General features: G+C 61.2%; 18 protein-coding genes and 1 pseudogene. 18 read left to right on the forward strand and 1 reads right to left on the reverse strand.

Annotated features, from left to right (window positions below; translation table 11 throughout):
* Positions 1 to 66: 66 nt before the first annotated feature.
* On the forward strand, positions 67 to 699 hold the full coding sequence (locus ABK249_RS06325; RefSeq protein ID WP_227704451.1) for a LysE family translocator: 633 nt from the start codon (positions 67 to 69) through the stop codon (positions 697 to 699).
* Here ABK249_RS06325 and ABK249_RS06330 read toward each other — a convergent pair whose 3' ends face one another.
* Entirely contained in the window at positions 700 to 1,608 is a 909-nt protein-coding gene (locus ABK249_RS06330) for a LysR family transcriptional regulator (RefSeq protein ID WP_348862460.1), read from the reverse strand.
* Positions 1,609 to 1,843: 235 nt separating this feature from the next.
* Here ABK249_RS06330 and ABK249_RS06335 point away from each other — a divergent pair, with 235 nt between their 5' ends.
* The 17 genes and pseudogenes from ABK249_RS06335 to ABK249_RS06415 all read left to right on the forward strand — a co-directional run bounded on the left by ABK249_RS06335 (position 1,844) and on the right by ABK249_RS06415 (position 22,345).
* Positions 1,844 to 3,907 carry a hydantoinase/oxoprolinase family protein gene (locus ABK249_RS06335; protein WP_348862461.1) on the forward strand — a complete coding sequence of 688 codons (2,064 nt, stop codon included), beginning with the start codon at positions 1,844 to 1,846 and terminating at the stop codon, positions 3,905 to 3,907.
* A gap of 4 nt (positions 3,908 to 3,911) precedes the next feature.
* Entirely contained in the window at positions 3,912 to 5,621 is a 1,710-nt protein-coding gene (locus ABK249_RS06340; protein WP_227704448.1) for a hydantoinase B/oxoprolinase family protein, read from the forward strand.
* Between the two features lie 11 nt (positions 5,622 to 5,632).
* Entirely contained in the window at positions 5,633 to 6,745 is a 1,113-nt protein-coding gene (locus ABK249_RS06345; protein WP_227704446.1) for a M24 family metallopeptidase, read from the forward strand.
* Complete coding sequence (locus ABK249_RS06350; RefSeq protein ID WP_227704445.1) at positions 6,742 to 7,797, forward strand: aminopeptidase P family N-terminal domain-containing protein; 1,056 nt, start codon at positions 6,742 to 6,744, stop codon at positions 7,795 to 7,797. Before ABK249_RS06345 ends, ABK249_RS06350 begins: the two co-directional genes overlap by 4 nt.
* Positions 7,794 to 9,080: an MmgE/PrpD family protein gene (locus tag ABK249_RS06355; RefSeq protein WP_348862463.1), complete on the forward strand. Its 1,287-nt coding sequence runs from the start codon at positions 7,794 to 7,796 to the stop codon at positions 9,078 to 9,080. Before ABK249_RS06350 ends, ABK249_RS06355 begins: the two co-directional genes overlap by 4 nt.
* A gap of 63 nt (positions 9,081 to 9,143) precedes the next feature.
* A complete protein-coding gene (locus ABK249_RS06360; RefSeq protein WP_348862465.1) occupies positions 9,144 to 10,124 on the forward strand; it encodes an ABC transporter substrate-binding protein in 981 nt (326 codons plus the stop codon).
* A gap of 60 nt (positions 10,125 to 10,184) precedes the next feature.
* Entirely contained in the window at positions 10,185 to 10,979 is a 795-nt protein-coding gene (locus tag ABK249_RS06365) for an ABC transporter ATP-binding protein (protein ID WP_037156518.1), read from the forward strand.
* Entirely contained in the window at positions 10,976 to 11,791 is an 816-nt protein-coding gene (locus ABK249_RS06370; protein ID WP_037156520.1) for an ABC transporter permease, read from the forward strand. The genes ABK249_RS06365 and ABK249_RS06370 overlap by 4 nt, the downstream gene beginning before the upstream one ends.
* Positions 11,788 to 12,564 (forward strand): ABC transporter permease, encoded by a 777-nt coding sequence (locus tag ABK249_RS06375; RefSeq protein ID WP_037156522.1) that lies wholly within the window; start codon positions 11,788 to 11,790, stop codon positions 12,562 to 12,564. Before ABK249_RS06370 ends, ABK249_RS06375 begins: the two co-directional genes overlap by 4 nt.
* Before the next feature lie 18 nt (positions 12,565 to 12,582).
* Complete coding sequence (locus ABK249_RS06380) at positions 12,583 to 13,593, forward strand: amidohydrolase family protein (protein WP_348862466.1); 1,011 nt, start codon at positions 12,583 to 12,585, stop codon at positions 13,591 to 13,593.
* A gap of 103 nt (positions 13,594 to 13,696) precedes the next feature.
* On the forward strand, positions 13,697 to 14,503 hold the full coding sequence (locus ABK249_RS06385; RefSeq protein WP_037156527.1) for an SDR family NAD(P)-dependent oxidoreductase: 807 nt from the start codon (positions 13,697 to 13,699) through the stop codon (positions 14,501 to 14,503).
* Between the two features lie 305 nt (positions 14,504 to 14,808).
* Positions 14,809 to 16,674 carry a TRAP transporter large permease subunit gene (locus tag ABK249_RS06390; protein ID WP_415926428.1) on the forward strand — a complete coding sequence of 622 codons (1,866 nt, stop codon included), beginning with the start codon at positions 14,809 to 14,811 and terminating at the stop codon, positions 16,672 to 16,674.
* A 47-nt stretch (positions 16,675 to 16,721) separates the two neighbouring features.
* Positions 16,722 to 17,741, forward strand: a complete 1,020-nt coding sequence (locus tag ABK249_RS06395; RefSeq protein WP_037156530.1) for a TRAP transporter substrate-binding protein — start codon at positions 16,722 to 16,724, stop codon at positions 17,739 to 17,741.
* Between the two features lie 35 nt (positions 17,742 to 17,776).
* Positions 17,777 to 18,658: an IclR family transcriptional regulator gene (locus tag ABK249_RS06400; protein WP_348862467.1), complete on the forward strand. Its 882-nt coding sequence runs from the start codon at positions 17,777 to 17,779 to the stop codon at positions 18,656 to 18,658.
* A gap of 16 nt (positions 18,659 to 18,674) precedes the next feature.
* On the forward strand, positions 18,675 to 19,844 hold the full coding sequence (locus ABK249_RS06405) for an acetyl-CoA acetyltransferase (protein ID WP_348862468.1): 1,170 nt from the start codon (positions 18,675 to 18,677) through the stop codon (positions 19,842 to 19,844).
* Positions 19,841 to 21,472: pseudogene (locus tag ABK249_RS06410) on the forward strand (acyl-CoA synthetase); the annotation flags it as partial. The gene ABK249_RS06405 and the pseudogene ABK249_RS06410, both read left to right, overlap by 4 nt.
* Before the next feature lie 393 nt (positions 21,473 to 21,865).
* The gene (locus ABK249_RS06415; RefSeq protein WP_348862555.1) at positions 21,866 to 22,345 is read left to right on the forward strand and encodes a PCC domain-containing protein; all 480 of its coding nucleotides are present in this window, start codon (positions 21,866 to 21,868) and stop codon (positions 22,343 to 22,345) included.
* The last annotated feature ends 2 nt before the right edge of the window (positions 22,346 to 22,347 follow it).

The following is a 22,347-nucleotide window of genomic DNA, read 5'->3' on the forward strand; positions in this document are numbered from 1 at the left end:
GTCATCTTCGCAAGGACATGCCTCGGCTCCCGGCACTAAAATCACAGTGGACTAAAGGAGATCGACATGACCGACCTCTGGATTTTTCTAGGTACGTTGACCGTGGCCTATTTGGTCCCCGGGGCGGATATGGTGCTGGTTCTGCAGACCGGGACGGTGCGGGGGCGATGGCATGCCCTGGCGGCTGCTATCGGGCTCGGTATCTCGCGTGGTGCTCATGTGGTGTTGGCAGCGCTTGGCCTCGCGGCATTGCTGAAGACCTCTCCGATTGCCTACGAGATCGTCAAGATCTTCGGCAGCCTCTACCTTGTGTGGCTCGGGATCAATATCCTGAGGGCGGCCTCTCTCCTGCCCGAGCCGGGAATGATGGCGGGGAAGCAGCCTGCCTCCTATCGCGGCGATATCGGCCGCGGCATGCTCACCAATTTCCTCAATCCCAAGCCGCTGCTGTTCTGCTCTGTGCTGTTGCCGCAGTTCATCCGCCCGGCGGGAGGGGACGTCGCGGCGCAGTTTCTGTTCCTGGGCATCGTTCTGGTTTTCGTGGGGTTTGCCTTCGATACGATGCTGGCCTCCGCAGGCTCGGCGCTAGGTCGCTTCCTGAGGTGCCATCCTCTGGTTCAGGCTATCCAGAAGTGGATGTTTGCATCGCTGCTGATCGGCTTTGGTATACGCTTGGCGCTGTCCGGCCGACCGCAATAGTCAGGCGAAGGCTTTGTGGTTGGTCCTGAGATAATCCATCAAGTCTGCCGCCGGCTTGGAGAGCGGCCGGCGAAGCGAGGCGATCTGGCGCACGTCGAAGGTCAGATCGTCGCCGGCGAAATCAAGTTTTGCGAGTAGGCCGCGTTCGATATCGGCCGCCACGCTTCTTTCCAGCGAGCAGGCGATGCCGACGCCGGCCGCCACGAATTCGCGCAGGAACATGTATTCCGTCGCCTGGGCCGCGACCTTCACATGTGCGACGCCGCCATTGGCAAGCAGTTTCGAGACGCCGCGTCCGAACTGTGAGGATGGCGGTGGGCCGACGAAGTCGTACCGTGCTATATCCTGCGGCCTGATTCGACTGCGGCGGGCGAGCGCGTGGTTCGGGGAGGCGATCAGCACTAGCTTCTCCCGCCCGATGATCTCGGCGTGCATGCCGCGGATATCCTCGTTGCCGAGAAAACAACCGACGTCCGCCAACCCGTCACGTACTTCGGAAAAGACATCCTCCTGCTTGCCGATGCGCAGGACGAGCTGGATATCCGGCCGAGCCAAGGCGAAATCGGTGATTTCCTTCTTCAGCACGTAATTCGCGAGGCTGCGCTGGCAGGACAAAACCACCTGCTGACCTGTCTCTCCGCGAATTTTTATCACCTCGGCCCGCAGGTCGTCGGCTTCCGCTAGCAGTTCGCGCGCATGTTGCAATACGCTTCGACCGATCTCGGTCAACAACGGCTTGCGGCCGCGCCGGCGCACGAAGACCTGGCCGCCGATTTCCTTCTCGATCGCCATGATATGCGCGCTGACGGAAGGTTGAGCGATGCCGAAACGATCCGCGGCGGCCGCGAAGCTTCCCTCCTCGACCACTGCAACCAGGACTTCCATGCGCCGAAGCGTGACATTGAACATGGTGATAACCTATAGCCTATAGGCTATCAAACCTAAAGCCCTCAAACCCGTTGCTAGTTGTCGTTCGAATGGATCAAATGCTGTTCGAGGATGAGGAATGACTTGGAACATTCTGATTTGGGAGCCTGATGGGACCACCGTCAGCCGGAGCGTTCCTGTCGCCTGAGGCCGAGGTTTCGGCCAATCCCTGAAGAGACAGCATTCCGCGCGCCGTGGCGTGCGGATAGGAGGACGCATGAATATTGTCGGAATTGATATTGGCGGTACGTTCACCGATCTTGTCGGTTATGTCGACGGAAAGATCGTGACGTCGAAGACCTCGACGGTGCCGGCCGATCCGACCCAGGGCATCGCCCGCAGCTTGGAACTCGCCGATTGCGACCCGAATGAGCTCAACGAAATCCTGCATGGCTCGACCATCGCCATCAACACCGTGCTGGAGCGCAAGGGCGCCCGCACGGCGCTGATCACGACGAGCGGTTTTCGCGATGTCTACGCGATCGGCCGCTCGAACCGCATCCAGGCCTTCAACCTGTTCTTCAAGCGCCCGCAGCCGCTCGTGCCGCGCAGCCTGACCTTCGAAATTCCGGAACGCGTCCTGGCTTCCGGCGAAGTTCTGCAGGCCCTCGACGAGAGGACGGTCGCGGGCATCATCGCGGAGATCGAGGCCGCCGGCGTCGAATCCGTCGCGGTCTGCCTGCTGCATTCCTGGGCCAATCCTGCTCATGAACGTCGCGTCGGCGATATGCTCCGCGAGGCGCTGCCGAATGTCTTCGTCACGCTGTCGCATGAAATTCTCCGCGAATACCGTGAATACGAACGTTCCTCGACCACCGCGCTCAACGCCTTCGTCGGCCCGCGCGTCGAAGGTTACCTGAAGCGGTTGGAAACCTACCTCCGGTCCGGCGCCTTCGGCGGCAAGATCCATATCATGCGCTCTAACGGCGGCGTCATGTCGATCGGCCAAGCGCAGGAACAGCCAGTATCAATGATGGAATCCGGCCCGGTTGCCGGCATGATCGGCGCGGGGCGTCTTGCGAAATTGCTCGGTCTGAAGCGCTGTATTGGTTTCGACATGGGCGGCACCACCGCCAAGTCGAGCCTGATCACCGATGGAGCGCCTGCTATCGAAACCGGTTATGTCATTGGCGAAGAGGCCGATGGCCAGCCGATGCAGCTGCCGGTCGTCAATATTGTCGAAGTCGGCGCCGGTGGCGGTTCGATCGCCTGGGTCGACAATGCCGGCGGCCTGCATGTCGGTCCGCAGAGCGTCGGCGCCGATCCGGGCCCGGCTTGCTATGGCAAGGGAGCGGATCTGCCCGTTGTGACCGATGCGGATCTGATCCTCGGCCGCATCAACCCGCAGCGCTTCCTGAACGGCGGCATGCCGCTCGACAAGTCCGCGTCCGAAAAGGCGATGATGAGCAAGGTCGGCACGTCGCTGGGGCTCAATGCGGTGGAAGCAGCACTCGGTGTCGCAAAGATTGCTGACACGTCCATGTCGCTTTCGGTGCGCGCCGTCTCGATCCACAAGGGCATTGATCCGCGCGATACGGCGATGATCGCCTTCGGCGGCGCAGGTCCGCTGCATGCGATCGCGATCGCCCGCGAAATCTACATCCCGCAGGTCATCATCCCGAAGCTGCCCGGCACCTTCTCCGCGCTCGGCATGCTGATGGCCTCCTGGCGCCAGGATTTCGTGCAGACCTTTATCGGCCGGGTCGGCGAACTGTCGGAAGACGCGGTCAACAAGGTTTATGCGGAACTTGTCGCCAGCGCCCGCGAGCAGATGAAGCGCGACGGCATTTCCGAGACGGAAGCAGATTACCGCTTCTTCGCCGACCTGCGTTATGTCGGCCAGGAACATGCGATCTCCATCCCGATCGAGAGCACAGCCCAGCTTTCCGGCGATACGAGCGAGGTCCGCAAACGCTTCGACGCCGAGCATGACCGCCGCTACAGCCAGTCGGCGCCGACCGAAGCGCTTGAAATCGTCAGCCTGCGCCTCGTGCTTACCGCCGCCCGCACCGACAACGTGGCCGAGGAATGGCTGTCGCGTCCGTGGGAGCCGGAAGCGGAGGTCGAAGTCGGCAGCCGCGACGTCGTCTTCGACGAGGCGTCGAAGCCGCTCAAGACCGCGATCTACTGGCGCCCGGCTCTGCCGGCCGGCTTCAAGCTCACCGGCCCTGCCGTCATCGAAGAACCGAATTCCACCATCCTGATCCATCCCGGCGACGAGGTTGTCGTCCATGAAGCCGGCCATCTCCTGGTGACGCTCGCCAAGCAGAGCGAGGAATAAGATTATGACTCTCAAGAAGAACGATCCGATCACCGTCGAAGTCGTCCGCAATGCCATCGTTGCCTATGCCGATGAAATGGCCGAGGCGCTCTGCAAGTCCGCGTACAACATGATGATCTATGAGGTCCGCGACTATTGCTGCGGCCTGATCGACACGACCGGCCGGATGATCTCGCAGAACCGCGGCGGCCTGCCGATCTTCCTCGCCGACCTCGGTATCGCGGTCGAGGACGGCATCAAGAAATACGGGCTCCAGGGTTTTGACCAGGGCGACGTCCTTGTCATGAACCACGGCCATATCTGCGGCCAGCACCTCAACAACGTCGTCGTCTACGCGCCCTGCTTCCATGACGGCGAACTGATCGGCTTTGCCGCCAACCGCGCGCATTGGGTGGATATCGGCGGCGGCCGCCAGGGTTTCGGCTCAAATGCGACGACCGATATTTTCTCCGAGGGCCTGCAGATGCGCTCGCTGAAGATCTATAAGGCCGGCGAGCTGAACGACACGCTCTATCAGATCATCCAAGACAATATCCGCTATCCGGATGCGAGCCTCGGCGACCTGCGTGCCCAGATCGCGTCCTGCCAGATCGGCGCGAAGCGTTTTTCCGAACTCGTCGCCCGCTATGGCCGCGATGTGGTGGAAAGTTGCGTCGAGACCATCTGGGACCACGCCGATAAGGCGGTGCGGCAAGTGATCGAGCGTATTCCGGACGGCACGTATTCGGCCGAAAGCTATCTCGACAATGACGGCCGCGATCTGGCGACCCCGCTGAAGATCGCCGTCAGGGTGATCGTGTCCGGCTCGACCATCAGCGTCGATTTCCATGGCATGCATCCGCAGGTCAACGGTCCGCTGAATTCCGGCCGCTCGGGCGGTATCGCGGCGGCCCGCGTTGCCTTCAAGGCGCTCACCTCGCCGGAACTCGACGTCAACGAAGGCTGCTTCCGGGCGCTCAATGTCGACCTGCCGGACGGCACGATCCTGTCAGCCCGTCCGCCGGCGGCGCTCGGCCAATGGAGTATCGCGCTGCCGACCGTCATTGACACCATCCTCAAGGCGCTTGCGCCGGCCGTTCCGGAGCTCATCCCGGCCGCCCACAAGGGCGACATGGGCGGCTGCTCGTTCTTCGGCTTCTACGATGACGGTTCGCGCTTCCTGCTGATGAACATCTTCGGCGGCGGCTGGGGCGGTCGCCCTCATGAGGACGGCGAGTCCGCGGCGGTTTCCGTCTGCCAAGGCGACGTGCGCAACACGCCGGTCGAATTGCAGGAGATCAAGTATCCCTTCATCATCGAAAAGCATGCGCTGAGACCGGATTCCGGCGGCGCCGGCGAACATCGCGGCGGTCTCGGCATCGAGCTGACCTACCGCTGCCTGCGCGCCTGCCGCGGCAATATCAACTTCGACCGCACCGTCACCCCGCCCTGGGGCCTGCATGGCGGCCATACCGGCGAGGTCAGCGTGGCGATCATCGATCGCGCCGACGGCACGCAGCAGCGGGTCAACAAGGCGACCGACGTGCAGTTCAAGCCGGGCGACCGCATCACCTTCCTCACCGCCGGCGGCGGCGGGTATGGCGATCCGCGCAATCGTTCCCGCAGTGATCTGGAAGAGGATATCGCCAACGGCCTCGTTTCGACTGAGGCGGCGGTTCGCGACTATGGTTACGGCGAACCGGCCATGCCGCACCGCATCGCGGTAAACGGCTGAGGAGCGTGGCGATGATCGGCGAAATCCGCAAGAAACGGTTGATCGAGGCGATGGTGGATGCGGGGCTGGATGGCCTCGTGCTCTACGGCAATGCCTGGCAGAACGACTATCTGCGTTATGCCGCCGATTTCGGCATTCTGGAGGGCGAGGGGCTGGCGGTCGTCACCCGCGACGGTGAGGTGACGCTCTATCTCGACGATGAACTTGAAGGCGAGCGTGCTGCGGTCGAATGCCCGGAGGTGAAGACCTCGATTGCCAACGATCTGATCGGCACGGTGTCGGACGTCATCGCCCGGCTGGGCAACAGCCGCATCGCCGCCGGTCCGAAGCGTCATCTGCCTTACGGACTTGCCGCCCGGCGCGGCGACCTGCGCTTCGAGGATGCGACGGCACTGCTCGACCGGCTGCTGATGGTGAAGTCCATCGACGAGCTAAATGCGGTGCGCAGCGCGGCCCGTCTGGCTGACGAGGGTTACGCGGTGTTCCGCAGTGCCGCTGCCGTCGGCAAGAAGGATTACGAGCTGATCGCGGAGATCGAATCCTTCTTTCGCAATGAAGGTGTCGACGACAATTTCATGATCATCGGCGTCGGTGGTCCGGAAGTGCGCGGCATGGCGCCGCCGCTCGGCAAGGTGCTGAAGCCCGGCGACCTGGTGACGACCGAGCTCACTCCTTGCGTCAACGGTTATTACGTGCAGATCTGCCGCACGCTGGTTGTGGGCGAGCCGAACGAAGCGCAGCGCAAGGTCTTCGGTATTTATAACGACGCGCTCGAAGCCGGGCTTGCAGCGGTAAGGCCGGGCGTCACCGCTGCCGATATCGCTCGCGCTGAAAACGACATTTTTCGCGCCCACGGTTTGGGCGAATATGTGACCAGCGAATATACCCGCGTGCGCGGTCACGGTCTCGGCCTCTTCCCGGATACCAAACCGCATATCCTCGAAGACGTGAATACAGTGATCGAAGAAGGCATGTCGTTGATCGTACACCCGAACACTTACAATCCCGAGATCGGCTATTTCGTGCATGGCGACTCGCTGATCGTCCGCGCCGATGGGCCGGAAATCCTGACGACAACGCCGCGCCAGCTGTTCTCCGTCGATGCGAAGAGGGTTGCGGCATGAGACATGGTCTGATCCTCTGGCGCGAAGACGAACTCTCGCTTTCCGACGTGAAGGCGCGGCAGGTCCGCCTGCAGCAGGCGATCATCGCAGCCGGCCTGGATGGCGTCCTGATCTACACCAACCATGTACGTTCGGCTGGCGTCACCTGGGTTTCCGGCTTCACGCCCTACTGGTCGGACGGGCTGGTTCTGGTGCTGCGCGAAGGTCTGCCGATCTTCCTGACGGCGCTTTCGAAGCGCGTCGGCGAATGGGTGAAATCCGTCGCTCCGACTTTCGAAGTGGCGCACTCGCCATTCCCGGGCAAGCTCGCCGGCGAGCGGCTGGCCAGGGTGGGCGCCAAACGCCTCGGCGTCGTCGAACTGGACCGCATGCCGGGTGGTGTTGTGGAAGAGATTGCCTCGGTCCTGCCGGTCGAGCTTTCCGATGCGACTGACCTCTTCACCAAAGTGCGTGGTCAGGTCGATGGGGCGGAACTCAATCTCGTGCGCCTGACGGATGGGATCGCCCGCGAGGCCTTCAAGGCCGGTGATGCAGCTTCGAAATTTGCCGGCGATTTCACCGGTCCCGTCGAACGGGCGGTGCGTCTAGCCGGCGCCGAGGAATGTTATGTGGCTGTTGCGCCCGATCTTTCGAAGGATCGCTGCTTCATCCGCACTGGCAAGGCGGAACTCGGCCGCACCTTCGCGGTGCGCCTTTCGGTCGCCTATAACGGCATCTGGGTCCGCCGCATAGAAACCTTCTCAGCCGTTTCCGAAATCGCGGCGCGCCTTGCCTCCGTGAGCGTGGAGATGGACCGGGCTTCTTCCGCCCATCCGGCCGACGGTTCGATATCGGCTTTCTATGTGCCTGATGGGGCCAAGCTCATCGACTGGCATCTCGAAGCGCCCTACGGCACGCGGCCGCTCAAGATCATCGCAGATGCCGAGAAGCCGCTCGCCGCACCGGTGCCGTACGGCATCCTGACGACGGCCTTTACCCTGGACGGCGAGACGATCGTTGCCGCGCGGCCGGTCGGGATTGGTGATACATGGCGACGAGAGGCGGCCGAATGAACGCACGTGATCTCGTTTCCATTCTTTCGGTGATCGATGGCGGGGGCCAGAAGCTCCGCGATCTCGTGAGCCTGCATACCGTCGACGCGCTCGCATGTCTGGCGGCCGGCGCCGGTTCGAGGGAAGGTTCCTCACTTCTCGCCTTCTATCGCGAAACCGGTGCGGGCGACGCAGTCTCCTCTGCTGCGGGCGCGTCGGCGGTTATCCGTTTCACGGAATGGGATGCGATCCATGTGCCCTCCTGTGCGACGCCCGATCCCATGGCGGTACCGGCAGCGCTGATTTTTGCGGGGGACTATGAGACCTATGTGAAGGCCGTTGCCGCCGGCCACGCGGTCGGCCTAGCCCTTTCGGAAGCCGTCGGCGGCGTGTCGGCGCTGCCGGAAACCTGGCCCGGCCTGTTCGCGGCGCCGGCTGTAGCGGCGGTCAGCGCGGCCATCGCGCTCGGCTTGCCAGATGAACAGGTCGCGCAGGCGCTGGTGCTCTCCATGGCCGGCAGTTCGGGTCGCAACGGCCGCCCGTCCGGCAATCCTTCGGCCCGCTGGCTGGTGATCGGTGAAGCGACGCTGAAGGGCATTCGTTCGGCGCTTGCCGCGAAGGCAGGCATCAAGGGGGATCTCGATCTCCTCTCATCCGGCTGGATGAAGGGACAGGCGGCTTCGGCCGGTGCGCTCGAATCCCGGCATGTCGATCCGGCCGCGATTGCGCGGGTAGCCGCCAAACCCTTCGTTTCGGCCCGTCAGGGCATCAATGCCATCCAGGCGTTTGCGAGCCTTCTGCAAAAAGGCGTCGATCCGGCTGCCATCGAGGGCGTGCATGTCTTTCTGCCGCCCGTGGCCGTGCCGGTGGTCAGCCGGCCCCTCCTTGCGGAGGATCGCCTTTCGACCATCGCTCATCTCGGCCTGCAGCTTGGCATTGCGGCATTCGAGCCGGCCCGCCAGATGGATGTGGATCGCAGCCGACCGTTCGGTGCGGAAGCACTCTCATTTGCAAAGCGTGTGACGGTTTTCGCCGATGACGGCCTGACGGGCGAAGGTTGGCCGGCGCGGGTTGTCGTCTCGGAGAGGGGACAGGCGCGCGAAGCCATCTGGCCGCAGAGTTCCAGTGAAAACCCAAAGAAGGTGCTCGACCGCAAGATCGAAAGCCTGTCGCCGGCTACGGCGCGGTCGTTGAAGCGGGTCGAAACGGCTTTCGTGGACGGTGATCCTTCGGTGGTCGCCGAAGCGCGCAAACTGATGCTGGGCCTGACCGATTTCCCGGCCTCGAAAAGCGAGGCCGCCTAAGGGCAAGAGATCAAACATAACAGATGCCGCAGAGGAGTGCCGGCATTGAACAAGGAGGAGAAAATGCTGAAATTTCTGAAAATTATAGCGACGGCGGCGGCTCTGACCGCGCTGTCTTGGAGCGGGGCAAGCGCGCAGGCGATCGAGAAAAAGGACATCACGATCGGCTTGCCGCTCAACACTTCGACATTGCTGCCGATCTACGTCGGCGATGCCAAGGGCTTCTTCACGGAAGAGGGTGTCAACGTAAAGGTCGTCGCCTTCAAGGGCGGTACGGAACTGGTGCGCGGCATGGTTGCCGGTGCGGTGGATATCGGCGTCGGCGCCTTTTCCGAAGCGCTGGTCGGCGTCGAGACTGGCCAGGGCGTGAAGGTCTTTTATGGCGGCTTCAACATGGCGGTCTTCGATTGGTATGCCGTGCCGTCGATCAAGACGCTCGAGGAAGCCAAGGGCAAGCGTTTCGGCATCTCGACCTTCGGTTCCTCCACCGACTTCCTGACCCGATATGCGCTTTCGACCAAGGGCATCAATCCGAAGACGGACGTGCAGATCGTGCAGGGGGGCGGCTCGGTTCCGCGCCTTGCCGCGATGGAAGCCGGTCAGCTCGAAGTCAATATCTTTGCGACGCCGGAAAAGTTCATGGCGGCGGATCGTGGTTTCAACCTGGTTCTGCAGCAGAAGTCGATCGCGCCGGACTTCCCTTTCCACGTCTTCTACGCGCGCGAGGACTTCATCAAGAACGATCCGAACGCCATCAAGGCCGTGCTGCGCGGCTTTGCCAAGGCGGTCCGCTGGGCCAAAGCGAATAAGGACGAGTCGGTCAAGCTTCTGGCTTCCAAGCTCGGCCTTGAAGAGAAGTATCTGAACCGCGGCTATGACGATTTCATCGATGAGATCTTCGAAGACGGCCGTATGCCGAGCGAGGCCGGCATGAAAACCTTCTGGGACATCGGCATCATGAACGGCACCTACAAGGAGCCCATGCCGGTCGAGAAATACTTGGTCGGGACATTCCACGACACCTACAACGAATGGAAGCCGTAAATCTTTTGTATGATAGTATGGCAAGAGCAGGCGAAAGCCTGCTCCAGGAGGAGGCAGGAAGTGGCGCAGATTGAAATCCGCGATCTCGGGATCGATTACCGGAAACCAAAAAGCAACGAGGTGTTTTCCGCGGTCGATGATGTAGCGCTGTCGATCGAGAAGGGCGAATTTGTCACCATCGTCGGCTCCAGTGGTTGCGGCAAGAGCACGCTCCTGATGGCGGCGGCCGGGCTTGTGAATCTGTCGCGCGGTTCGATCCGGATCGATGGCAAGGAGGTTACCGGGCCTGGTCCCGATCGTGCCGTTGTGTTTCAGGAAGCGTCACTTCTGCCCTGGCGTTCGGTCCGCGGTAATGTCAAGTTCGGGCTCGAGATGCAGCGCTGGAATGGCGGAGACCTGAACGAACGGGCCATGCAGATGATCCGCCTCGTGGGTCTCGGTCGTTTCTCCGACTATCATCCGCACCAGCTTTCGGGCGGCATGCGCCAACGCGTCAACATTGCCCGCGCGCTTGCCGTCGATCCCGAAGTTCTTCTTATGGACGAGCCGTTTGGGGCGCTCGACGCCCAGACCCGCGAGATCATGGGCACCGAACTCCTGCGCATCTGGGAGCGGGACAAGAAGACGGCGCTGTTCGTCACCCACGATATCGACGAGGCGATCTTCCTTGCCGACAAGATCGTGGTGATGGGCCGCAACCCCGGACATATCAAGGAAGTCATCAAGGTGGATCTGCCACGTCCGCGCGATGAGGCCGTGCTCGACAGCGAGGACTTCAACAATCTCCGCAGGCGGCTGCGTGCCCATCTTGCGGAGGATATGTCCAGCATGCAGCTGGTACAGGAGGTCGCATGAGATCGGCAGAAATGACCGCCGCACCGGCGGAAACCCGGCAGATTTCCCTTTCCTTCTTGCGGCCGTCACGCTCGACGGTGGTTGGCCTCGTTGCGGTTCTCCTGTTCCTCATCCTGTGGCAGATAGCGCCCTCGATGGGGTGGGTGAACGGTCGCTTCACCAGCAGGCCAACGGAAGTTTTCTTCGCGGCGCTCGATATCTTCCGGAACGATAGTTTTCTTTATCATGCCCGCATCAGCCTGACTGAGTTCGTTGCCGGTTTCGCGCTGGCGATCGTCGTCTCTATCCCGCTCGGCGTGCTTCTCGGCACGTCGAAAACCGCCCGTTATCTGATCGATCCGCCGCTGATGGCACTTTATATCGCGCCGACGCTGGTGCTGCTGCCGATCCTTGTCATCTGGCTCGGCATCGACATGGCGCCGAAGATCGCCGTGGTTTTCCTGGGCGCAGTCTTTCCGATCGTGCTGAACACCATGGCGGGCATGAGCGAAGCCGATTCGCGGCTCCTTCGTATGGCGCGTTCGTTCGGGGCGTCCAGGTTCGACATTTTCACCCGCGTTCTGGTGCCTGGTTCGTTGCCGGCGCTGCTGACGGGCATCCGGCTGGCAGTCGGTCGCGCCGTACTTGGCGTTGTCGTCGGCGAGCTTTTCGTGTCGCAGGCCGGCATCGGCTATCAGCTCAATCTCTACGGCCAGGCTATGCGCATCGACCGCCTGCTGGTCTATGCGCTGATCGTCAGCGCCTTCGGCTACACGCTGACCATCATGGTCCGTTCGGTGGAAAACAAGATTCGCGACTGGAGGTCGAAATGATCGAGCTCTTTTATCGCCGCCAGGCGTTGTTCCTCGGAACTCTGTCCATGATCGGCATCGTTGTCCTGTGGCAGATCGCTGTTGACGGAGGGTTCATCAATCCGTTCTTCATCTCGACGCCGAGCCAGGTTTGGGCGGAGTTCATCGTTCAGTTCGAGGACGGTCAGGTCGCCGCTAATGTCGGCGCAACGCTCTATTGCTTCGCGTGGTCGATGGGGCTTGCGACTGTGGCAGGCATCGTGCTCGGCATGCTGGCCGGCTGGTTCCCGGATGTAGAGGCAGCACTCGAACCCTTCATCTGGTTCAAATATTCAGCTCCCACCGTCGCCTTCTATCCGCTTTTCGTGGCTTGGCTTGGCTACGGCACGCCGACGATCATTGCGATCGCCTTTCTCTTCGCGCTGACGCCGATCTATGCCAACACCCTGTCGGGTATCAAGAATACCGACCGCGATCTTGCCAAGGCCGCCCGTTCCTTCGGGGCGAAACCGTTCGACATCTTCCTGCAGGTCGCGTTGCCGGGTTCCGTGCCGGTGATGATGGCCGGTCTTCGCCTCGGCGTCGGCCGCGCGCTGACGGGCGTTGTGGTGGCCGAGCTCTTCGGTGCCAATGCCGGGCTCGGCTACGCGATCACCTATTACGGCCAGCTCATGCAGACGACCAAGATGATGGTGTCGATCGTCATCGTCATCCTGCTCGGCGTCATCCTGACCCAGATCCTGTCGTTCCTGGAATCCAGGACCGACTCCTGGCGTATCGATACCGCCCGCTGAACATCCGAGGATAAGCCCATGAAGATCATCGATTCCCATTTCCACTGGTGGCCGCGGTCGATTTTCGAGCCGCTTCTTAAGCGCGAAGGCTATCCGAAGGCCGTCGTGAATGCGCGTGGTGGTTATACCTACCAGGGTGCCAACGGCCGGCGCGGGACGGTGGCGAGCTGGAAAGAGTGGTTCGACCTCGATGAAGAGCTCGGCTATATGGACAGCCTCGGCCACGACATTTCCGTCGTCTGCTCGATCGGCCCGCTATCGGTCTATTTTTCCGAGCTGTCGGTTGAGGAGGGGCGTGATGCTGCGCTCGCCTGGAACGAGGAAATGGCCTGGGCGCAACGGCGCTATCCGGGTCGTGTCTGGGCGTCCGCTGCCGTGCCGCTGGTCGATACCAGGGTAGCGATCGACGTGCTGGACGATGCCGTCAACCGGCTCGGACTGATGGGCGTCAACCTGCCGGGAAGCGTCGGCAAGGAAGGCATGATCGATGACGAGCGGCTGGAGCCGTTCTACAGCAGGGTCGAGGAACTCGGCCTGCCGATGTTCCTGCATCCGACCGATGCGGTCTTCGCCGATCTCCTGCAGGGGTATAACGATGCGCTGCATCTGAGCCTCGGCCGCGTGATGGAGGTGAGCGCTGCGGCCTCGCGTCTCATCCTCTCCGGCATGATGGAACGGCATCCGGGCCTCAGGATCGTCATGTCGCACACGGGCGGTGCGTTGCCCTATCAGTCAGGCCGCATGGACAAGAATTCCGGGACCGCCGGCCTGCCCAAGCCTGTCAGCCATTATCTGCACCGCATGTTCACCGATACCGTCTCGCCGCACTCGGCGGGCATGAAGTTTGCGATCGAATATTTCGGCGCGGATAACGTCATGTACGGCACCGATTATCCCTGCTGGGATCCGGCCGTCTGCCTGAAGCTGCTCGAGGAGATAGAAATGACGCCGGCGGTGAAGCAAAAAATTTTTCACGACAACGCCGTGCGTATCCTCGGACTGAAGATGCCGGCTGCGGCTGCCGCCTGATTGCATTTCTGCACATGATCTGTTCGTCATTGAACATGGACCGGATGGCGAGCTCATCGTAAGTTGCCGCAGACCGCCGGGAGGGCGGTCTGGAGGAGCATTTATGGATCGCATGAAGAATAAGGTCGTTCTCGCGTTCGGCGCCGGCTCGGCCGGTCCAGGTTTCGGGAACGGCAAGGCTGCGGCCGTCGCCTATGCCCGCGAGGGCGGCAGCGTCGTCTGCGTCGACGTCAATCTCGATGCTGCGAAGAATACGCTCGATGTCATCGAATCCGAAGGTGGAACGGGTCTGGCACTGGCCGCCGATGTCACCAAATCCGCCGACATCGCGGCTGTCGTCGAGAAGACCATGGAACGCTTCGGGCGTATCGACGTGCTGCACAACAATGTCGGCATCAATGCGCCGGGCGGTGCTGCGGAGGCCACCGAAGAGAGCTGGCGGCGGGTGATGGACGTCAATCTCACCAGCGCATTTCTCACCTGCAAGGCAGTTCTGCCGATCATGGAGCGCCAGGGAAACGGCGCGATCATCAATATTTCGTCGCTCGCTTCCATCCGGTGGACCGGTTATCCATACGTTTCATATTATGCATCGAAAGCTGCGCTCAATCATTTCACCCGCGCGGTCGCGGTCGAATATGCCGCCAAGGGCATCCGAGCCAATGCCGTCCTGCCGGGGGTTATGGATACGCCGCATATCCAGAAGCAGATCAGCGGCTACTATGGTTCGGCTGAGGAGATGAAAGCGAAACGGGATGCGCTTTCACCGATGAAGCGGCAGGGAGACGGCTGGGACATCGCTTGGGCATCGGTTTTCCTGGCTTCCGATGAAGCGAAATATATTACCGGCATCGAGCTGCCGGTTGATGGCGGGTTGCATATCACGGTTTCCGGGAGTGTAAATTCCTGAGAGTCATTGGCTATTCCACAATGTGGATCGATTCGGCAATTTTTTCATTGTTCGGGCGTTTTTGGACTTGCCTAAACTCGATGGGTTACGCAAACTCCCATAATCCGAAGAGGATTGTGATCCATAGTATGGATCAGGGCGGATGGCTGGAGGAGCCTGCCGTCGGGAGGAAAGGGGCGAATCATCGGGGAGGATGCATTCGTCTATTGCGGTAGAGACTGCGATCATTCCGGAGCTAAGTCCTTCAGCCTGCGCGATCAGCGCGCAGCAGAGGAGGATGATGCGTGACAGCAGCCCATAACACGATCGAGCCCATAGACGAGGCGTCGTTGCTCGCGGGCCTCGAAGGCGTGGCGCCTCAACAGACCGGTTCCGCCTGGATGCGGCCCGTCGAGGCGATTGCTGCGGTTTTGCTCGTCGTGATCATCGCGCTGCTTCTGGCCGGCGTTATTTCTCGTTACATTTTCTCCTTTCCCATTATCTGGATCGATGAGGTTGCGTCGATCTCCTTCCTCTGGCTTGCGATGCTGGGTGCGGCGATGGCCGTCGATCGCAGCGAACATCTGAGGCTGACGCTTTTTGTCGGCATGCTGCCGGAGAAGGTGCAGGCTTTGGCAGGGACTTTCACCATGCTGCTGGTGGCTGTTTTTCTGGGTGCCATGCTGCGACCGGCCTATGAATATGCGATCGAGGAATCCTTCATCACCTCGGCAGCGCTCAACATTCCGATGAGCTATCGCGCCGCCGCGCTGCCGGTTGGCGTGGCGCTTATGCTGGTTCTGGCGCTCGCCAGTGCGTTCAAAGGCTCCAGCATCAGGCAGATCGCCATCTCCCTCGTGGTCATTGCCGCCGTGACCGGTCTGCTCTGGCTGATCGGTCCTGGTCTCAGAGAGATCGGCAACTGGAACATCCCGATCTTCCTTGTCGGGTTGGTGGCGCTGTTCCTGGTGCTCGGCGTACCGATCGCCTTCTGCTTTGGGCTCGGGACGTTGGCCTTCCTCGCATTCACCACCTCCGTGCCGGTTTTCGTGATGATCGGTCGTATGGACGAGGGTATGTCGAGCATCATCCTGTTGTCGGTGCCGATCTTCGTGCTGCTCGGCTGCATTCTCGATGCGACGGGCATGGGCAAAGCGATCGTCGAATTCCTGGCCTCATTGCTCGGCCATGTGCGAGCCGGCATGTCCTATGTGCTGCTCGGTTCGCTCTTTCTGGTTTCCGGTATTTCCGGCTCGAAGGTATCCGACATGGCGACCGTCGCACCGGCACTCTTTCCGGAAATGAAACGCCGTGGCCACAAGCCCCCGGAAATGATAGCGCTTCTGGCGACGGGCGCTGCGATGGCGGAAACCGTGCCGCCTTCGATCGTGCTGATCGTGCTGGGGTCTGCAGCCGGCGTCTCGATTGCCGGGCTCTTCACCTCCGGTTTCGCGATCGCCATGGTGCTGTTGCTGGTGCTTGCGGTGCTGGCACGTTGGAAATCCAGACATGAAGCCATGGAAGGCGTGCGCCGGGCGCCGTTTACCATCATCAAGAAGACGCTGATGGTTGCTGCGCCGGCACTTGTCCTGCCCTTCCTGATCCGCACCGCCGTCGGCGAGGGTATCGCGACCGCGACCGAAGTTTCGACGATAGCGGTGCTCTATGCGATGATCATCGGCATGGTGCTTTACGGCGGTATCAGCCGGAAGCGGCTCTATGGAATGCTGGTGGAAACGGCGGCACTTTCCGGCGCGATCCTGATGATCCTGGGCGCTGCTTCCGCCATGGCCTGGGCTCTGACCCAGACGGGTTTTGCCGCGCAGCTGGTGGAAGCCGTTCAGGGACTTCCGGGCGGCTGGATGACATTCATGGGTGTTTCCATCCTGATCTTCATGGTGCTCGGCTGTGTGCTGGAAGGTCTTCCGGCGATTGTGCTGATGGCGCCCATCATGTTCCCGGTCGCCCGCTCGCTCGGGATCAACGATATCCATTATTCCATGGTGGTCGTGACGGCGATGAATATCGGCCTTATGACCCCGCCGATCGGCATTGGTTTCTATATCGCCTGCAAGATCGGCAATGTTTCGCCGGATGAGGCCATGAAGGCCATCTGGCCCTATATCGGCGCACTGATGATCGGCCTCCTGGTGATCGCAGCCGTGCCCACCTTCTCGACGGTTTTCCTCTGAAGGCCGTGAGACCATAAACCCGGGAACTGAAATCGGAGGAGGATTTCATGAACGTCAACCGCAGAACGCTTCTTCTAGGCGCCGCCACGACCGGCCTCGCCACGACATTTTCGATCCGCACGCGTCCGGCCAATGCAGCCGAATTCACTTATAAATTCGCCAACAACCAGGCGCTGACCCATCCGATGAATATCCGCGCCAAGGAGGCGGTCGCGAAGATCCAGGAGGAGAGCGGCGGTCGTATGGCGATCAATATCTTCCCGTCGAGCCAGCTCGGTGCGGATACGGACATGTTGAACCAGGTTCGGTCCGGCGGCGTCGAAATGTTCAGCCTTTCGCCGATCATCCTCTCTACACTCGTTCCGAATGCATCGCTCAACGGCGTCGGCTTCGCTTTCCCCAGCTACGATCAGGTCTGGCCCGCCATGGACGGAGAGCTCGGCAAGTATGTACGTGGCGAGATCGAAAAGAAGGGCCTGCTGACGCTCGAAAAAATCTGGGACAACGGCTTCCGCCAGATCACCTCATCCAAGGGGCCGATCGAAACGCCGAAGGATCTCGAAGGCTTCAAGATTCGCGTGCCGGTGAGCCCTCTCTGGACTTCGATGTTCACGGCCTTCGGCTCGGCGCCCGCGTCCATCAACTTCGCCGAAACCTATACCGCACTGCAGACCGGCATCGTCGACGGCCAGGAAAACCCGCTCGCGATTCTGACGACGGCAAAGCTCTACGAAGTGCAGAAATACGTCTCGATGACGAACCATATGTGGGACGGTTTCTGGATCCTGCTGAATCGTCGTGCATGGCAATCCTTGCCTGAAGACCTACAAGATATTGTTGCCAAACATTTCAACGCCGCCGCCGAGTTGCAGCGCAAGGATGTCATGGGCCTCAACGCCACGGTCCAGGCGGAATTGGAAGGCAAGGGCATGAAGTTCAACAAGCCGGACGGCGCTCTCTTCCAGGAAAAACTGCGCAGCGCCAACTTCTACAAGGACTGGAAGGCTAAATACGGCGATGAAGCCTGGGCAATCCTCGAAAAGGCTATCGGCAAGTCGTTGAGCTGATTGGCATTCGCCGCGATATGGGAGAGAAGCGGTCGATGGAGGAAATGATCGAAAACCTACCCGGTCTTCGGCATGAAGTCGCTTCCGGTTCCGGCGCGCAGGCGGTGGAGCGGGCATTACAGCTTCTTTCCATCGTCGGGCGCGGGGCAGAAAAGGGAGTCGCCTTAAGTGACGTCGTTGCCGACAGCGGTCTCAACAAACCAACTGCCCGGCGCCTTCTCATGGCGTTGATGCGGTCCCGCCTCCTTGAACAGGATGAGCTCAGCCGCCGTTATTATCTCGGCGGGGAACTCTATGTGCTCGGCATGCTGGCCTCACGCCGGCATGGTCTGCTGGAAATGGCAGGCGAAAGCCTGAAACGGCTTTCCGGACTGTCTGCGGATACGAGCTTTGTGTCGATGCGCCGGGACGACTATGCCGTCTGCCTGCATCGCGAAGAGGGCACGCATCCGGTACGTACCCACGCGTTGCTGACCGGCGACCAGAACCCGCTTGGGATCGGTGCCGGCTCGCTCGCCATGCTGGCGGCTCTGCCGGATTCGGAAGTGGAGGCGATCGTCGGTAGGATCGAAAGCGTTATCGCGGTCCAGTATCCGGGATACTCGCCGGAGACCATACGCGAAGACGTCGCCCGCACACGGGAAGCTGGCTATGCATTGAACCCGGGTCGGGTGATCGCCAATTCCTGGGGTATCGGCATGGCGATCCTGCTGCCGGACGGGCGGCTTGCCGGCGCGTTGTCGATTGCGGCGATCGACAGCCGCATGGGTGAGGAGCGCCAGAAGGAACTTGCCGGGTTGCTGCGGCAGGAGGTGGAACGGGTGCAGAGCAAGCTGCGGGCGCTCTTCAGTTCCCAGAAGCCCGTGACGCAAACCATACGGCAGCCGGCGCGGCCCCGAACGCCCGAACGTGTTTGAAACGAAGGAGAAGGTCATGTCAGGAGCACAGATTGTCGGTTGGGCGCATTCGAAATTCGGCAAGTCAGAGGCCGGCTCGACCCGGGAACTGATGGCCGAGGTGATCAATCCGGCTTTGGAGCATGCCGGCATCACGGCAAGCGATATCGACGGGATTTTTGTCGGCGTTTTCAACAACGGCTTTTCGAAGCAGGATTTCCAGGGCGCGCTGGTGGCGATGGCAGCCGACGGCCTCGATCACGTTCCAGCCGTACGCATGGAAAACGCCTGCGCGACGGGCTCGGCCGCGCTTTATTCGGCGCTTGATTTCATCGCTTCCGGGCGCGGCAAGATCGCGCTCGTCGTCGGCGCTGAGAAGATGACGGCGCTACCGACAAAAGAGACAGGCGATATCCTGCTTTCAGCATCCTACCGCGAGGAGGAGGCAGATGTCGAAGGCGGTTTCGCAGGGCTCTTTGGCCGCATCGCCAGCCACTATTTCCAGCGATACGGCGACCGCTCGGAAGAACTTGCAATGATTGCGGCGAAGAACCATGCCAATGGCATGAAGAATCCCTATGCCCATATGCAGAAGGACTTTGGCTTTGATTTCTGCAACACGGTTTCCGACAAAAACCCCTATGTCGCGGCTCCACTCCGCCGGACCGACTGCTCGCTTGTGTCCGACGGCGCAGCAGCATTGGTGATCGCAGCACCGGAGGTCGCCGCCGGCATGAGGCGTGCGGTGGCCTTCAAGGCACGCAACCATGTGAACGACATCCTCGCCATGTCGCGGCGCGATCCGATCGCCTTCGAGGGCGCTCGCATGGCCTGGAAAAAATCGCTCGCCGAAGCAGGCCTCTCTCTCGACGATCTCAGTTTTGTCGAGACCCATGACTGCTTTACCATTGCCGAGCTCATTGAGTACGAGGCGATGGGGCTCGCCAAACCCGGAGAGGGTTACCGCGTCATTCGCGAAGGCATCACCCGCAAGGGCGGCCGCCTGCCCGTCAATCCGTCCGGTGGGCTCAAATCGAAGGGGCATCCGATTGGAGCGACGGGTGTTTCCATGCACGTCATGGCGGCGATGCAGCTTTGCGGCGAGGCGGGCGACATGCAGATACCGGGTGCGGCGCTCGCCGGCGTCTTCAACATGGGCGGCGCTGCGGTCGCCAATTATGTTTCCATCTTGGAGCGGACGAAATGAATGCGATCGCCTCGGTTGCCGCCGGTGGTCATGCCGATCCGAGGGGTGGGCTTAGCCCGCGCTCGACGCGGGTGATGAACCTTGCCCGCTTCGTGACACAGGCCATGCGCCGCGAACCGGAAGGCGTCGCACTCGTCTGGGCGGACAAGACCTGGACCTGGGCGGAGTTGGAGTCGCGTATCGATGCAACGGCAACGGCGCTGCAGGAGCGTTTCGGGGTCGTCAAGGGCGACCGCATTCTGATCCAGTCGCAGAACTGCAACCAGATGTTCGAATCCATGTTCGCCTGCTTCCGGATCGGAGCAGTCTGGGTGCCGACCAATTTCCGACAGACACCGGAGGAAGTGGCGTACCTCGCCAGGGCAAGCGGCGCGACCGGAATGATCTGCAACGCGTCCTTTCCCGATCATGCCCGGGTGACACGCGAAACGAATGCTGAGATCGGCTTTGTCCTCAGCATCGGCGAGACCGATTTCGGCCCCTCCTACGATGCGATCGTAGAGGAGTTTTATGGGGAAAAGCCAGTCGAGGCGCGCATCGAGCGGGATGATCCCTGCTGGTTCTTCTTCACCTCCGGCACGACTGGACGGCCGAAAGCTGCGGTGCTGACTCATGGCCAGATGGCGTTCGTTATCAACAATCATCTCTGCGATCTGATGCCGGGTGTGACCTCCGCCGATGCGGCGCTGGTCGTCGCGCCGCTTTCTCATGGTGCGGGCGTGCACCAACTCACGCAGGTGGCGCATGGGGTGAAGACCATCCTGTTGCCGACGGAGAAATTCGATATCGATGCTGCCTGGGCGCTGATCGAGACGTGGCGCGTCTCGACGATGTTCACCGTGCCGACAATCCTGAAGCTCCTGGTCGAGCATCCGGCGGCTGAGAAATACGACCATTCCTCGCTGCGCTACGTCATCTATGCCGGCGCGCCCATGTATCGCGAGGACCAGAAACGGGCTTTGAGAAGCCTCGGCCCGGTCATCGTGCAATATTTCGGGCTCGGCGAGGTGACCGGCGCGATCACGGTGTTGCCTCCGGCGCTGCATTCGGCGGAAGACGGCGCGGGCGTGAAGATCGGTACATGCGGCATCGAACGCACCGGCATGCAGGTCTCGATCCAGAACGACACGGGCGAGGAGGTCGCTCCCTTCGAGACAGGCGAAATCTGCGTCATCGGCCCGGCGGTCTTTGCCGGCTACTACGACAATCCGGAAGCCAATGAAAAGGCGTTCCGCAACGGCTGGTTCCGCACCGGCGACCTCGGCCATATGGACGACCAGGGCTTTCTCTACATCACCGGGCGCGCGTCCGACATGTATATTTCCGGCGGTTCGAATGTCTATCCGCGAGAGATCGAGGAGAAGCTTCTTACGCATCCCGCGATCAGCGAAGTGGCAGTCCTCGGCGTACCGGACCCGCTCTGGGGCGAGGTCGGTTATGCGATTTGTGTTGCCAAGCCGGGCGTTTCGGCCAGCGAAGAGGAGATGTTCGCTTTCATCGACGGCAAGATGTCCCGTTACAAGATGCCAAAACGCTTCATCTTCTGGGACGCGTTGCCGAAATCCGCTTATGGCAAGATCACCAAGAAGATGATCCGCGAGGAACTGCAGGCGCGGGGTGACCTAGATCTGAAGCCGGCTAATGAGAAGCCGGCGCTGCGGCAGCTTAAGCATCCGGGACCGATCGCGCCGGTGCGGCGAGAGGCAGTGCGGACTGTGCTGCAGCCTATCGAAGGCGTGTTACGGCCCGGCGAAACCTTTATGGCCGGCGTGGCGCGTGTTTTTTCCGAGGCCGGCTGCAAAGGCGGTTTCGTCAACATCGAAGGCGGTGCCTGCGATCCGTTCCGCTATGTGCTGCCGGCTTTCTCTCCCGATAAAGAGCATGCCGCCTGGTACAGCGCGACCTTCGCGCCGGAAGCGGGTGGCAAATTCCGGGCTGCGACGGCGATCTTCGGCGAACGTGAAGGCTCGCCTTTCCTGCATTGTCACGGCATCTGGGACACGGGCGGGGGCATGCTGCGCATGGGGCATGTTCTGCCGTTCGATAGTGTGGTGAGCCGGCCGATCCCCGTCAGAGGTTATGGAAGTGCGACCGCGACCTTCGATTCCGTTTCCGACCCGGAGACGAATTTCACGCTCTTTTCAGCCAAGGGGGAAAGCGGCGCGGGGAACGGTATCCTGCTTCGGGTGCGGCCCAACGAGGACGTGGGTATGGCGATCGAGGAGGTTTGCCGGGAACACGGCATCGAGAGCGCCCATATTTACGGTATCGGCAGCATCAATGAACCGGTCTTCGAGGATGGACACCGGGTCGCTTGCATTGCCACCGAGATCGCTATCGAAAACGGCTCGCTTGAAAATACGGCGGATGGGCTTCGGGCCTCCGTCGACGCCGCAGTCGTCGATACGGAGGGCGTGATCTATCACGGCAGGCTTGCGCGAGGCGATAATCCCGTCGGCGTCACATTCGAACTGGTCATCATCGAAAAACGAGGAAGCTGAAC

This window comes from Neorhizobium phenanthreniclasticum (genome assembly GCF_040066075.1).
Taxonomy (GTDB): Bacteria; Pseudomonadota; Alphaproteobacteria; order Rhizobiales; family Rhizobiaceae; genus Neorhizobium; species Neorhizobium petrolearium.

What these genes read in the sequence shown, in the direction of transcription:
- ABK249_RS06380 (WP_348862466.1), top strand. Translation starts at nt 12,583, where the DNA reads ATGAAGATCATCGATTCCCATTTCCACTGGTGGCCGCGGTCGATTTTC.
- ABK249_RS06360 (WP_348862465.1), top strand. Translation starts at nt 9,144, where the DNA reads ATGCTGAAATTTCTGAAAATTATAGCGACGGCGGCGGCTCTGACCGCG.
- ABK249_RS06345 (WP_227704446.1), top strand. Translation starts at nt 5,633, where the DNA reads ATGATCGGCGAAATCCGCAAGAAACGGTTGATCGAGGCGATGGTGGAT.
- ABK249_RS06330 (WP_348862460.1), bottom strand. Translation starts at nt 1,608, where the DNA reads ATGTTCAATGTCACGCTTCGGCGCATGGAAGTCCTGGTTGCAGTGGTC.
- ABK249_RS06325 (WP_227704451.1), top strand. Translation starts at nt 67, where the DNA reads ATGACCGACCTCTGGATTTTTCTAGGTACGTTGACCGTGGCCTATTTG.
- ABK249_RS06350 (WP_227704445.1), top strand. Translation starts at nt 6,742, where the DNA reads ATGAGACATGGTCTGATCCTCTGGCGCGAAGACGAACTCTCGCTTTCC.
- ABK249_RS06340 (WP_227704448.1), top strand. Translation starts at nt 3,912, where the DNA reads ATGACTCTCAAGAAGAACGATCCGATCACCGTCGAAGTCGTCCGCAAT.
- ABK249_RS06400 (WP_348862467.1), top strand. Translation starts at nt 17,777, where the DNA reads ATGGAGGAAATGATCGAAAACCTACCCGGTCTTCGGCATGAAGTCGCT.
- ABK249_RS06375 (WP_037156522.1), top strand. Translation starts at nt 11,788, where the DNA reads ATGATCGAGCTCTTTTATCGCCGCCAGGCGTTGTTCCTCGGAACTCTG.
- ABK249_RS06415 (WP_348862555.1), top strand. Translation starts at nt 21,866, where the DNA reads ATGGGGCATGTTCTGCCGTTCGATAGTGTGGTGAGCCGGCCGATCCCC.
- ABK249_RS06335 (WP_348862461.1), top strand. Translation starts at nt 1,844, where the DNA reads ATGAATATTGTCGGAATTGATATTGGCGGTACGTTCACCGATCTTGTC.
- ABK249_RS06395 (WP_037156530.1), top strand. Translation starts at nt 16,722, where the DNA reads ATGAACGTCAACCGCAGAACGCTTCTTCTAGGCGCCGCCACGACCGGC.
- ABK249_RS06385 (WP_037156527.1), top strand. Translation starts at nt 13,697, where the DNA reads ATGGATCGCATGAAGAATAAGGTCGTTCTCGCGTTCGGCGCCGGCTCG.
- ABK249_RS06355 (WP_348862463.1), top strand. Translation starts at nt 7,794, where the DNA reads ATGAACGCACGTGATCTCGTTTCCATTCTTTCGGTGATCGATGGCGGG.
- ABK249_RS06405 (WP_348862468.1), top strand. Translation starts at nt 18,675, where the DNA reads ATGTCAGGAGCACAGATTGTCGGTTGGGCGCATTCGAAATTCGGCAAG.
- ABK249_RS06370 (WP_037156520.1), top strand. Translation starts at nt 10,976, where the DNA reads ATGAGATCGGCAGAAATGACCGCCGCACCGGCGGAAACCCGGCAGATT.